At 46.0% G+C, this 12,919-nt stretch carries 12 protein-coding genes; 1 reads left to right on the forward strand and 11 read right to left on the reverse strand.

The annotated features are described in order from the left end of the window. Positions 1-97 precede the first annotated feature (97 nt). From htpG to GKG41_RS12090, 6 genes are all read right to left on the reverse strand, one after another. Positions 98-2,158 carry a molecular chaperone HtpG gene (gene htpG, locus GKG41_RS12065; protein WP_154258959.1) on the reverse strand — a complete coding sequence of 687 codons (2,061 nt, stop codon included), beginning with the start codon at positions 2,156-2,158 and terminating at the stop codon, positions 98-100. A 134-nt stretch (positions 2,159-2,292) separates the two neighbouring features. After that, on the reverse strand, positions 2,293-3,675 hold the full coding sequence (locus GKG41_RS12070) for a HAMP domain-containing sensor histidine kinase (protein WP_154258962.1): 1,383 nt from the start codon (positions 3,673-3,675) through the stop codon (positions 2,293-2,295). Continuing rightward, positions 3,663-4,325 (reverse strand): response regulator transcription factor, encoded by a 663-nt coding sequence (locus tag GKG41_RS12075; protein ID WP_154258964.1) that lies wholly within the window; start codon positions 4,323-4,325, stop codon positions 3,663-3,665. Before GKG41_RS12075 ends, GKG41_RS12070 begins: the two co-directional genes overlap by 13 nt. Positions 4,326-4,381: 56 nt before the next feature. Next, entirely contained in the window at positions 4,382-5,137 is a 756-nt protein-coding gene (locus tag GKG41_RS12080) for a lantibiotic immunity ABC transporter MutG family permease subunit (RefSeq protein ID WP_173015601.1), read from the reverse strand. Beyond that, positions 5,134-5,871 (reverse strand): lantibiotic immunity ABC transporter MutE/EpiE family permease subunit, encoded by a 738-nt coding sequence (locus tag GKG41_RS12085; protein ID WP_154258968.1) that lies wholly within the window; start codon positions 5,869-5,871, stop codon positions 5,134-5,136. The genes GKG41_RS12080 and GKG41_RS12085 overlap by 4 nt, the downstream gene beginning before the upstream one ends. A gap of 1 nt (position 5,872) precedes the next feature. Continuing rightward, complete coding sequence (locus GKG41_RS12090; protein WP_154258970.1) at positions 5,873-6,577, reverse strand: lantibiotic protection ABC transporter ATP-binding protein; 705 nt, start codon at positions 6,575-6,577, stop codon at positions 5,873-5,875. A gap of 150 nt (positions 6,578-6,727) precedes the next feature. Here GKG41_RS12090 and GKG41_RS12095 point away from each other — a divergent pair, with 150 nt between their 5' ends. Beyond that, positions 6,728-7,420 (forward strand): HAD-IA family hydrolase, encoded by a 693-nt coding sequence (locus tag GKG41_RS12095; protein WP_173015602.1) that lies wholly within the window; start codon positions 6,728-6,730, stop codon positions 7,418-7,420. A 61-nt stretch (positions 7,421-7,481) separates the two neighbouring features. Here GKG41_RS12095 and GKG41_RS12100 read toward each other — a convergent pair whose 3' ends face one another. The 5 genes from GKG41_RS12100 to GKG41_RS12120 all read right to left on the reverse strand — a co-directional run bounded on the left by GKG41_RS12100 (position 7,482) and on the right by GKG41_RS12120 (position 12,835). Beyond that, positions 7,482-8,507 (reverse strand): MtaA/CmuA family methyltransferase, encoded by a 1,026-nt coding sequence (locus GKG41_RS12100; RefSeq protein ID WP_154258974.1) that lies wholly within the window; start codon positions 8,505-8,507, stop codon positions 7,482-7,484. A gap of 97 nt (positions 8,508-8,604) precedes the next feature. After that, the gene (locus GKG41_RS12105) at positions 8,605-9,888 is read right to left on the reverse strand and encodes a TRAP transporter large permease (protein ID WP_154258976.1); all 1,284 of its coding nucleotides are present in this window, start codon (positions 9,886-9,888) and stop codon (positions 8,605-8,607) included. Between the two features lie 2 nt (positions 9,889-9,890). Next, on the reverse strand, positions 9,891-10,412 hold the full coding sequence (locus tag GKG41_RS12110; RefSeq protein ID WP_154258978.1) for a TRAP transporter small permease: 522 nt from the start codon (positions 10,410-10,412) through the stop codon (positions 9,891-9,893). Between the two features lie 18 nt (positions 10,413-10,430). Further along, the gene (locus tag GKG41_RS12115) at positions 10,431-11,513 is read right to left on the reverse strand and encodes a TRAP transporter substrate-binding protein (protein ID WP_154258980.1); all 1,083 of its coding nucleotides are present in this window, start codon (positions 11,511-11,513) and stop codon (positions 10,431-10,433) included. Between the two features lie 197 nt (positions 11,514-11,710). Continuing rightward, complete coding sequence (locus GKG41_RS12120; protein ID WP_154258982.1) at positions 11,711-12,835, reverse strand: sugar diacid recognition domain-containing protein; 1,125 nt, start codon at positions 12,833-12,835, stop codon at positions 11,711-11,713. Positions 12,836-12,919 lie beyond the last annotated feature (84 nt).

The raw sequence follows: 12,919 nt of genomic DNA on the forward strand, positions 1-12,919 counted from the left end.
ATAATTTTCAGGGGCAGGCGTGATTCGTATGAATCACGCCTGCCCCTGTGTAGGGCTATCTATTTCCCGACAGCCCCTCCTTACCTTTTATCCTCTTTTATTTGGCCAGAAGCATCATAATCTCATTGCTTCTTGCAATGAACTTTGTCATTGCCTCCGGTGCCAGCTGTTTATGGCTGAGCATCGCCAGATCGTAGAGCTGTTCACAGAACAGTTTGACATTGTCACCCTCTTTATGGTCCAATACGTACTGTACCAGCTTGTTATTAGCATTCAGTATTAAGGTCTCACTGCTTCCAAACATACCAGGATCCATGCCGTACATATTGTACATTTTCATCATATCCTGCATTCTTCTGCTTTCCTCGGATAAGGTCATCATAGAAGAAATATTCTCATTTTTCAGCTTTTCTACCTTTACTTCCAGCTTTTCGTTGTCCAGAGCCTTTCGGAATACTTCTGTGAGTGTCTTTGTCTCTTCCTCCAGCTCAGCCTGGCTGTCCTCTTTTACGGATGCATCCAGCTCAGAATCTATTCTCTGGAACTTAACTTCTTCTTTCAACTGCTCCACATGGGAGATGAACGGCGCATCAATGTTGTGCTTCAGAATCACTGCGTCCAGTCCCTCTTCCCTGAACATATTGATATACTGGCTCTGCTGGATCTCGTCTGTCACATAATATACCGTGGTTTTCTCCGGCTCTTTCTTTTCCTCCCCATCGTCAGAGGTCTCCGCTGCCTCCGTACTTTCCTTTGGCGCTTCCTCTTCCTCTGTCTTGTTTTCTTTGATGCAGTCCTCCAGCGTCAGATATTTTCCGTCGATGTTTTTATAGAGAATATAGTCCATCATCTTCTCTGAGAACTTCTGATCCTTCAGACATCCGAATTTGATAAATGGGCTGATGTCGTCCCAGTATTTCTCGTAAGACTCTCTGTCCGTCTTGCACATACCTGTTAACTTATCAGCAACCTTTTTGCTGATATAGTCGGAGATTTTCTTTACAAATCCATCGTTCTGAAGCGCGCTTCTGGAGACATTCAGCGGCAGATCCGGACAGTCAATGACACCCTTCAGAAGCATAAGGAATTCAGGAATTACTTCTTTAATATTGTCCGCGATAAATACCTGGTTATTATAAAGCTTTATGGTACCCTCGATGGAATCATACTCCGTGTTAATTTTGGGGAAGTAAAGAATACCTTTTAAGTTAAAGGGATAATCCATGTTCAGATGAATCCAGAACAGGGGCTCTTTGTAATCCATAAATACTTTTCGGTAAAAGCTCTTGTAGTCCTCCTCAGAGCAGTCGTTGGGATGCTTCATCCACAGAGGATTCGTGTCACTTAAAGATACCGGACGTTTGTGAATTTTCACTTTATCTCTGGCAGGGGAAACCTCTACGACTTCTTTTTCCCCGTTTTCGTTCTCTTTCTCCTCTGTTTTTGCTTCCTCATGAATATGCTCTACAACAACATCGTCATCTCTTAAGTCCTGTTCATCAATGGTCTCAAATTCCTGCTCTGCATTGGCTTTGGACAGGAAGATTTCTACCGGCATAAAGGAGCAGTACTTTTCTATAACTTCCCGTGCCCGGTACTCGTTGGCAAACTCCAGGCTCTCCTCATTCAGGAACAAAGTAATCTCTGTTCCCACAGTTGTCTTATTTCCTTCTCCGATTTCATACTCGGTTCCTCCGTCACACTCCCAGTGAACGGGAACCGCCCCTTCTTTATAAGAAAGCGTATCAATATGAACCTCATCAGCAACCATGAATGCTGAGTAAAAGCCCAGACCAAAGTGTCCGATAATCTGATCGTCGTTGGTCTTGTCCTTATATTTCTCTAAGAATTCAGTGGCACCGGAAAATGCAATCTGCGTAATATACTCTTCTACCTCATCGGCCTCCATACCGATACCGGTGTCTATGAACTTCAAAGTCTTCTCATCCGGATTAACGATAACCTCTATCTTGCTCTTATAGTCCTCCGGGAAACTGTATTCTCCCATAATCTCTAATTTCTTTAACTTTGTTATGGCGTCACATCCGTTGGAAATCATCTCACGGAAGAAGATATCATGATCGGAATACAACCATTTCTTAATGATTGGAAAAATGTTTTCACTGTTAATTGATAAATTACCACGTTTATTATCCATGATAGTGGTCACTCTCCTTTTCTGCTGAATTTCTATGTTCTTTCGCTTTTCCTCTGATTTGTTTATCTGGAATTTATTTTAATACCCTCCTATGGAAAAGTCAAGAGAAAATTAGCACTCATTTTGATTGAGTGCTAACAAACCATTGATTCAGGAATTTTAATTGTAACCTCTGCGCCTTTAAGATAGTCTGCGTTCGTAAGAATTAGTTCGCCTCCATGTCTTTTTGCCACCATACTGGCAATATATAACCCCATGCCATAGTGCAGATTAGAAGAACGGCTTTCGTCATCCATATAAAATTCTTTTGCTGCGTTTGTGAGAGCTTTAGGAGAGAAGCCAGGTCCGGAATCGCTTACACGGAACACTGCCGTGCGGTCCTTTACAGCAGCATAGAATGCTATGGTGCCTCCTTGGGGGGTAAAGTCTGCGGCATTAGAAAACACATTTAACAGAGCTCTGTGTAACAGCCCCTGATGGATGTGGAGGGTTGCGGGCAGTTCACCTGTGTCCCAGCGCAGTTCTATTTCCTTAGCCGTCAGCAGCCCTTCTACCGTAACATACAGTTCCTCCAGAAATGCCCGGGTGTCCACACAGCGGATCTCTATGGGAGCACCGCTCTCTGTCTGAGAGATATCTATGAGTGCTTTCACATAATCCTGCATGGTCTGTATGCTGCTCTGGATATATCCGCAGTACTCCTCCTGTTCCTCTGTCAGTTCTGACTCATGAAGCAAATCAGTATTGCCCCTGATAATCGTGAGAGGCGTTTTCAGGTCATGAGCCAGCGAAGCCATCTGTTCCTTCCTTGACTGCTCCAGCTTCCACTGCCTCTCCAGAGACTCTTTCAAAGCTATGCGCATCTGCTCCATGGCATTAAGTACCGTATTGATCTCTTTAATGCTGCTTGTCATCATAGAGAATTCCAATTCCCGGTTTTGTATCTTTCCGGCCGCCGATATCAAAGGATGCAGCTTTTTCTTCAGAGAACGGCCAAAGCAGACAGAGATAAAACACGTGTAGGAGAGCAGAATCACAAGCACTGCTGTCAGGATCAGATTTTGTGGATTGGGAAGATACCTTCTAAGTTTCGCTGACTTAAACTGGGGCATTATTTGAAATCTCAGTACACAATACCCGTCAGCTACCGGAGCAACTTTATAGTAATTTCCCAGCCTGTCCGCACTCTTTCCCCGGACAGCGCTCCATGCATATCCGCTCTCTCTTTTTCCGATGCTTCCCTCACGCATGGTTCCATCCGGATCAAACACCGCATACTGGCACAATTCCGGAATGTCCTCCTTAGTTACCTGTCCTGCAGCGGCTATCTGGCCGCAGGCCCGGTCAGCCTCCTTCTGTGCATAATCAGCAGCATAGACCATCTGGTTAAAAACAAGAGTATTAAATATACAGACGGCACAGAAGGCGGTCAGCAGTGCCCCCGCACAGAGATACATGAAATATTTTAAAAAGAACAGGCTTAGGGAGACTGCTCTTTTTTGCTTTATACTTCCCATTTATATCCGATCCCCCATACTGTTTTGATAGGCGAATACTCTGCCTGTTCTAATTTTATTCGAATATTTTTAATATGCGTAATAATAGTAGAGTCATTGCTTTCCCCGTCATATCCAAATACATTTTCATATATCTGTTCTCTGGAAAACACCTGACCTTTGCTGCGGGCCAGAAATTCGCATATTTCATATTCGGCAGGTGTCAGCTGCATAACCGTGCCGTTCACCGTCAGCTCTTTGGATGACAGATTAAACTGTGCGTTGGGAACTGAAAGCCGTACATAATGTTCACGGTGTTCCCTGCGCAGATGCGCTCCTATCCTGGCCCGAAGCTCATTTGCACCAAAAGGTTTGCAGATGTAATCGTCGGCTCCGGTCTGCAGCCCGTACACAAGACTCTGCTCCTGCGTCTTAGCTGTAAGAAACAAAATCGGACAGTCTGTCTTGCCCCGAATTTCATTACACACGGTAAACCCATCCTTCCCTGGCATCATGATATCCAATAATATCAAATCAAATTGCTCTAACTGTACGGCTTCAAGCATCTGAGAATCGGAGACGACGGTCACCTGGTGCCCGTCCCTGGACAATATTTTCTGTATCATTGTTAAAATTGCGGTTTCATCATCTACTGCTAAAATATTTGCCATCTCTATCTATTCTCCTTTTATAAAAATTATACCCTCAAGTAACTCACAAGTATAGGTTAATCATTAATTTTACGTCCGTCCCACCTGGAAAACCAGAGTACTCCCGCAAGCAGGGACAGGATGGTAAATCCTACGCATACTGCAGCGGCAGTCTTTCCCCGGACTGCAGAGAGAGGATCCAGTATGCCCAGATATTTCTGCAGATACAGACCCGGAAACCTGGAAATCCACGCACACGGCACATACATCCAGATATAAGTCCCCAATCCGGTAAGCAAAAGGGCGGACACCAGGCTTTCTACGATCCCCAGTCCTACAGAAATTCCTTTGCCAAACCGCAGGCTTAGAAGCAAATGCCAAGTGTATAATGAAATACTGCTCACAAACAGCACCATCCCCGCCTTCCAGTAAACCCAAAACCCTGCCTCAGTTCTTCCCAGCAGACAGATATTTCCGGCTCCGAACATTCCGCTGGCCATGAATATTGCTGCCGCTTCAAACACAAGAAGCTGCAGCAGTTTGCTAATGAAAGACACTGCCCGGCAGGGGACGGACAGCATATTCTGCAGGACCCCGGAAGCAGTTTCCTGTTCTGCGGCTATCGCGGAAAACACTCCCAGAAGAATGGGAAGAGCAACTCCCAAAACCTGAAAATAGGCCTCTAACTTAGAGACAGGATTCCAGGGCGCAAATGCGTAATATGTCAAAAAGACAGCTGCTGTTCCTGCCGGAACTAATCCATGTGCCCCCCGCACTCCCAGCCGCCTTGTTTTCATTACATCAGCTTTTATATACCGAACCAGCTGTCTCATGCTTCTCCCTCCCTTCCAGCAAACCATCGGACTGTAAAAAAGGTCAGGACCACAAGCCACAGGAGTGATAGAAGAACGCCGGGAACAATCACCCCCATACCTGAGAGCGGGCTTCCTTTTGGAACAGGCAGGCCGTTGGGCTGAATTCCCAGCACCGGACACATCAGGCGCACAGGAATAGCGGAAGGACAAATCCACCAGATCTTTGTATCCGCAAGAGCCGCCACTCCCCCAGCAGACAGTGCCATGCCGGAAAAAACACAGGCGAACAGCCCAAACCTAGCACTCAAAAACAAATAAAGCGGTATGGCCCAGAGATAGGATATGCTAAGCAGCAGAGCCCCAAAAATGCCTTCCTCAGGAGATATTGTGGTTCCAAATACCATTCCTCCTACAAGTGTACCCCCAAAAATAAGGATGTTTGACAGGAGAAGACATACACTGCAGTATATTATTTTTCCCATCCAGCCGGCTCCTGCCGGAATGCCAAGTGACAGCATCGTACTGAAGTTGAGTTCTTTGTCCTTCTGTATGCACAGGTAACAGAGTATGGCCATCATGCCAGGAAGCAGCATAGTATACCACCAATTCCATGTACCGGCGGGGAGGGCATTCTCAATACCGCCTGTCAGAGACAGTACGAGGAGAAGGGTAATCGCCGGAGTCACCACCGGCAGTTTACTGCCAATGGTATGCTTTAATTTTAGGTGTTCTGTTTTTGTTAAACTCCACATATTATACGCCTCCCCTCCTATTTTCCTTCACTACATCCATAAACAGGCCCTCGAGATCCTCCCCAGGCTGAATTCTTCCGCAGTAACCCAGCACGCCCCCGGCCATAATCCCAATATGGTCTGCTGTCTGCACTACCTCCGAGAGGATATGGCTGGATAATATGACTGTGATTCCTTTCTCCGGAAAGGAAGTAATCAGCTCTCTGAGCTCCTGGATTCCTATGGGATCCAGACCGTTTGTCGGCTCGTCTAAAATCAGTAACTTGGGGTCATTTAAAAGAGCAAGGGCAATCCCCAGCCGCTGTTTCATTCCCAGTGAAAAATGTCCTGCTCTTTTCTTACCCGTATTTTCAAGTTCTACGGTATGCAGCACTGGGGCGATGCAAGTGTCAGGCAGTCCCAAAATTGTTGTCCTGACCTTCAGGTTTTCCCACGCTGTAAGATTTTGGTACACAGGGGGCGTCTCAATCAGAGCGCCTATCTGCCCCAGATCCTTTCTGCTCCAGGGATGACCGCGGAACAATATATCCCCCTCACTTGGGTGAAGCATCCCTGCAATCATCTTCAGCACCGTTGACTTTCCAGCCCCGTTCGGCCCCAGGAGACCATAGATAGAGTTTTCCTGTATTTTCAGGGATAGGTGGTCCACCGCGGTCTGCTGCCCAAAGCGCTTCGTCAGATTTCTGGTTTCTAAAATTTCCCTCATAATAAAATCCTCCATTCATTGTCTAACTTCAAATATAAACATAACAGTTAAATATGAAGAAATGCTGAAGACAGAATCCCTTTTTCTTCCCGGCCGCTTATGGTATACTATGCAATAAACTTATCAATCAAATTTAAGCGAGGTACATACATGAATAAGGCTATTTTCTGGGACTTTGACGGAACATTAGTCCACTCTCAGCACCTTTGGAGCAATGCGATCTATGAAACTCTTCTGCACTATATTCCTGACACGCCGGTTACTTTTGAGGAGATACGGGCTTTGACCTTTGATCTCTATCCCTGGGATACCCCGGATGAGGATTTTACACAGATCACAGGAAGCCGCTGGTGGAAGCACATGGAAGGAAGGTTCTCTGAAAAGTATGTGAAGGCAGGGGTTCCTTTGGATACTGCACAGCAGGCAAGTACCCACATCAGGGAAAAGATCCTTCAAAAAGAAAAATACCATCTGTATGAGGACACGCTTTCTGTCCTTGGTGCCTGCCGGATACTGGGGTATCACAATTACATCTTATCCAATAATTATCCGGAACTGCCGGAAATGGCCGAAGATCTGGGACTTACCTCTTTTTTTGATGAAATTATCGTCTCAGGGCTGGTGGGATATGACAAACCCAGAAGGGAAATCTTTCAGATTGCCCTAGAGACTGCTGACTTTCCCGAAGTCTGCTACATGGTAGGAGATAACCCTGTTGCTGATATACAAGGCGCACGCCAGATGAAGATTCCCGGTATACTGGTCCACCGGGGAGAACACCCGGATGCTGACCATTGCCTGGACACCCTCACCCAGCTCTTAACCATTCCCGGTTTCCGGTAACAGAAAAATACGGCCAGACCCGATGTTTTGGCGGTCTTGCCGTATTTTATAGGTACATCTTCTATTTATGGATCTTACTATACTCTTTTACCGCATCTACAATAGCAATGAGATTTTGATTTGGTGTCAGCACAGGCACTGCGCATTCCGGAGAAATCAGTACGATGCCTGTATCCAGCAGATCAAATACCTGCTTTTTTATCTCCTCCGGAGTTCCTTTAAACAGAAGCTTCTGATTGTTCACCCCTCCTGTAAGCAATATCTTATCCCCGGCGAGCTTCAGCATCTCCCCCGCATCATTTCTGGAATCAAAATGAAAGGCTTCAAACCCTGATTCGCTGATGAGGGCAATGCGGTCTAAGGTCTTTCCGCAGGCGTGCATAATCACAGGGCCTGATTTTTTCAGCCACCCATGATTAATCCTCTTATGGATTGGCAGCAGGAACTTTTCATAGGCTTTGGGGCTGCAGAGATCCCCGCTTACATGATCTCCCCACAGGATAATATCCGCGCCGGCCTCAAACTGGGCTTCTGCAAACATGACAGAGACAGGTGCAAACGCCTCCAGATAGGCAGACGCCTTCTCTGGGTCCAGAGCAGTTTCCAATAAAAACTGCTCGGTACCGCACATATTATAGGCCGTTGTCCATGGGCCAAATACTTTTCCGATGATTGCCACTTCATCCCCATACCGTTTTTTCAGAAGACGAATGGCATCCAGTACTACCTTAACCGGCCGCCTGTCCAAAAAATCAGCCGGTATCTTAACCTGGGACGGATCCTGGATGGGATGACGCCGTATCACAGGCATAGCATCCTCTTTTCCCCACTCTACCTCTGCACCTAACGCTGCGGCGGAATGCACCACACTGAACTTCGGCATAACGGAGTCAAATCCCAGAAGTTCTCTTCCGGCAGCAGCCGCTAAAGCCATCTTTTCCCCGTCCAGATGCACATCCGGAAATTTTAAGCCGTATGCTCTCATACTGTCCATGGTGATTACTGATGTAGGGTTAATGACCGGCGCTCTGTCCACCGGCTTGCGTGCAAAAGCTGCCATAACTCTCTCTTTTGATGACATTTCCATGTAACTGATTCCTCCTTGCTGTTTCTTTCATCCTGTAAGCAGATATTTCTCTGCCGTTCCCCTGTATAGCGGACTGCGGCAGAAAACAGTCTGTGCTTTATGTAGGCATCAGGATACCGGGCAGCCATGTTACCAGCTCCGGTACCAGTGCAATAATAAAGGTTAATATGCTGAGCACCAGAACATATGGCCAGACCAGTCTCATAACCTCCCCGATCTTAGCCTTCGCAAGGCTGGAGGAGATGAACAGAAGAATCCCCACAGGAGGTGTCACTGCCCCGATAAGCAGAGTAACCACTGTGATAACGCCGAAATGTACCGGGCTGAACCCATAAGCGGCAGCCATAGGGGCAAGGACAGGCACCATGATAATCAAAGCTGCGTTGGATTCCATAAAAAGGCCGATGATAAGCAAAAATACTACAATAATAATGATAAAGACATTTGGATCTGCAGTGATCCCATGGAGTACGGCTCCAATCTGTGCAGGGAAATTATTAATAGTCAAAAGCCAGCCGAACACAGAGGCGATCCCTATGATCAGCATTGGGATTGTAGTGGCAACTGCAGCCTTATACAGAATGTCTTTGATGTCCCGAAACTTAATATTCCCGCTGGCAAATCCCACGATAAATGCGTACGCGGACGCAATGGCCCCTGCCTCTGTAGGCGTAAAAATGCCGGAAAGAAGGCCAACTATGATTATAATAGGCATCAGAAGCGCCCAGAACGCATCCTTAAAGGCAATCCAGATTTCTCTCATGCTGGAACGCCTGTGGGTGGGGTAGCCCCTTTTCGCCGCCACATAATAGGAAAGAACCATCAGTGAAATTCCAAACATAAGTCCAGGTATAATGCCTCCGATAAACATCTGACCTACGGATACACTGGTCATAGAGCCATAGATTACCATCATGATACTCGGGGGGATGATAGGCCCAATGGTAGACGCAGAGGCCAGTACTGCCACTGCATAGTCTTTGTCATATCCCTCATCCAGCATAGATGGAATGAGAATGGATCCAATGGCTGAACAGTCTGCGGACGCTGAACCGGACACCCCTGCCATAAGCATACTGGATAAAATGGTAACCTGCGCATGGCTTCCCTTAAAATGTCCCACCAGCGCAGATGAGAACCGTACCAGTTTCTTCGTGATCCCCCCTCGGGTCATCACCTCCCCCGCCAGGATAAAGAGAGGCACTGCCATCATGGAGAAGGAGTCCAGCATTACAAAGATTCGCTGAGGCGCCACGATTCCCGGCAGATTTCCCTGTACCAGCAAAGCGATGATAGAAGACGCTCCGATGGCCACGGCAATGGGCATTCCTGTAAACATCAATACAAAAAACAGGATAATTAATACAAGTATTACCTTCATATTCACGCCTCCTCTTCCGGTGCCGGGATCTCAATGTGAAAGCAGATTTCATAGAGTATGCAGGCCCCAAACACAAAGGAACAGAGATACCCGAGAAACATTCCAAGATAGGGGATCCCAATGGGTATGCGCATGGCTGGAGTGGGGGTAAAAAATGTCTGTCCCATCAATATGGCTGTATAAAATCCCAGGTATCCCATAACCCCCATAATAACCAGCGCATAGAAGGCTTTCGCCCATCTCTGCATAGGCGCGGGAAGTTTGGAAGAGAGAAAATCGATTCCGATATGCTGATCATGCTTCAGAGCAATGGAGCTGGCCATCATGATAGCAAAGATTCCAAGATATCTGGCAATCTCCTCTGTCCAGAGAAGCGGTTTGTTGAATACATACCGAAAGAGTACCTGAAGCAGAGTAGCTGCCAGTATCCCCAGGAAGGTAACTGCGGAAATCCATTCTATTATTTTCTCAAGTATATAGATAAATCGGAAATAAATTCTGTGCGGAATTGCTTTTTCATCCATATGTATACCTCATCTGTTTTACTCTTTCAGCTTTTGAATACTGTCCATAAACTCCTGGGCATTTAGTTCCTTCACATATTTTTCCTGCACAGAGGCACAGGCATCCATAAGCGGCTGGCGATCGATTTCATTCAGCTCGCATCCGGAATCTACCATTGCCTGCAGGGCCGCCTCGTCTGCCTCCAGGAATTTCTCCCATTCAAAATCAGTGGCCTCTTTCATGGTATCCAGCATAATCTGCTGCACGTCCTCCGGAAGGGATTGGAATTTCTGTTCATTGATGAGGGGACAGATAGTGCTGAAGATATGATTGGTTCTTACAATGTATTTGCCTACCTCATGAAACTTACTGGTATACATGGGCTCTGCAGCTACTTCAACCCCCTCTACCACGCCTGTCTGCATAGCAGTATACACTTCGCTGTAAGGGATAGGCGTGGGATTGGCTCCAAGCGCGGTGAACATATCGATATAGACCGGCGTCTCGGGCGCACGCATCTTGACCCCCTGGAAGTCTTCCAGCTTTTCAATTTTTTTGTTGGTTGTCATCATCACCCGGAACCCGGAACACCATCCGGCCATCATGCGGATTCCGTTCTGTTCCAGCAGTTTGTCTGCCAGTATCTGACCCGGTTCTCCGTCCAGGCTGGCCCTGGCGTGATCGTAATCCTCAAATAAAAACGGCAGATCCAGCAAGCCGAATTCCGGAGTTATATTCATAATAAGTGCAGATGTATTCAAAGTCATATCTATGGTTCCAAGCTTTAGGCCTTCCAGCACATCTCTTTCCCCTCCCAGCTGTGCGGCAGGATAGACTTCGATCTTGACTCTTCCGTCTGTTCTCTCATAAATCAGGTCTGCATAATGCTTTATGGCAACATCATAGGCGCTGTCTATGGCCGTGTGGTGCGCCAGCTTCAGCACTACGGTATCTCCTGAGGCCGGTGTCTCCTTTTCGGCGGTTTCTTCTGTACCGCTGTCTTCTTTGGTTTCTTTTGTCTCTGACTCCTGGTTCTCCGGTGCCTTATTGCAGCCTGCCAACAAGCAGCTGCATGTTAAAATCGTACCCAATGTTAACGCAATTATTTTTTTCATCTTCATTTCTTACCTCTCCTTTCGTTCTAAGAGAACTCACCTCTCCTCTTCGCCCCCGCAGAAGAAGTGCACAAAAATTGTTTTCTCTTTTTATGAGTTTCGGTATTGTTATTGTATAATAATATGTTCCATTCGGCTATCGCGCGATAACATAAAAATGTTTTTGTTTTTTGTGCTGTCAACATAAGAAATGAATCAAATACCTATTTTTTATTGTTTTTCATAAAGTAATGAAGATATTCCAAAAACTCCCTGTCCGAAACCTGCTGCATGGGATTAACCCCTAATAATTCTCTTATTTTGTTAAAGCGGAATACCAGGGTGTTTTTGTGTACATAAAGTTCTTTGCTGCTAATATTAAAATTATAGTTATTCTTTTGCAGGATTTCTGTAATCTCCAGAAAGTTTTCCCTGGTCTTCTCATCCATCATTTTGTCATATACCCCATAAATATCCCTGTATTCAACCATGGCGATTAAATTTTTCATGTATTCATTTACGTGTTCGTAGAAATATGCCACCTTTTCCTTTGCATTGTTTTTCAGCCAGATACAGTGCTGGTAGCCTGTCCTGTACTTTTCATACCTATCCTGGAAGGTCCCGACGCAAAACTGATATCCTGCGCCTGCCATATCCAGATAATTTTTACAGTACGATATATACTCCGCCACCGTCTCTTTATAGTTGGATAAACTCTCCGATGCAGGCTTAAAGCTCTTAAAGATTACCAGTTCCTTATCCCGCACTACTGATATAATATCCTGCCTGCTGTACAATGCACTATCCTTCAGTTTTCTCTGTACCGTTGGGACATCTGCCATATCGTCCAGCAGAAGATAGATAGGAAGACGGATATACTGTTCCTCCCATCCCAGAGTCACTGCATCTTCCCGCAGTTTTTCTATATCTGCCACTTCATTCGTAAGAATTCCATAGATAAAGCGTTCTTTCATACTTTTTCTCTGTGCGCTCTGCCTGTGCTGCAGTTCAAACTCGTACATAGTCTCAATGGCAAACTGCATCACTTTACCTATCTCCCGGACTTTCCCAGGTTCACCTGTGACACCGATAGCACCTATCCGTTTTCCCTTTTGAATCACCGGCAGCATAACCCCTGGACGCACTCCCAAATATTTCCCCCCATCCGGAACCTCAATGATCTCCTCATCCCCGTGGATAATCCAATAAGCCACTTCATGAAAATCTCCAATCCGCTCGGCATCTTTGCTGGCTATAATAACGCCTCTCTCATCCATAATATTAATATTATATTCCGTAGACTCCCCTGCCTTTTCAATAAACTTTTCTGCCAAAAAATTATCCAGCAATGTAACATCTCCTTCGTTTTACATTTTCTATATATTTTAGTTCTTTTCATGATAACATCACACTTTTTTAATGTCTAGCAGATT

It is taken from the genome of Lactonifactor sp. BIOML-A5 (assembly GCF_009677585.1).
Taxonomy (GTDB): Bacteria; Bacillota; Clostridia; order Lachnospirales; family Lachnospiraceae; genus Lactonifactor.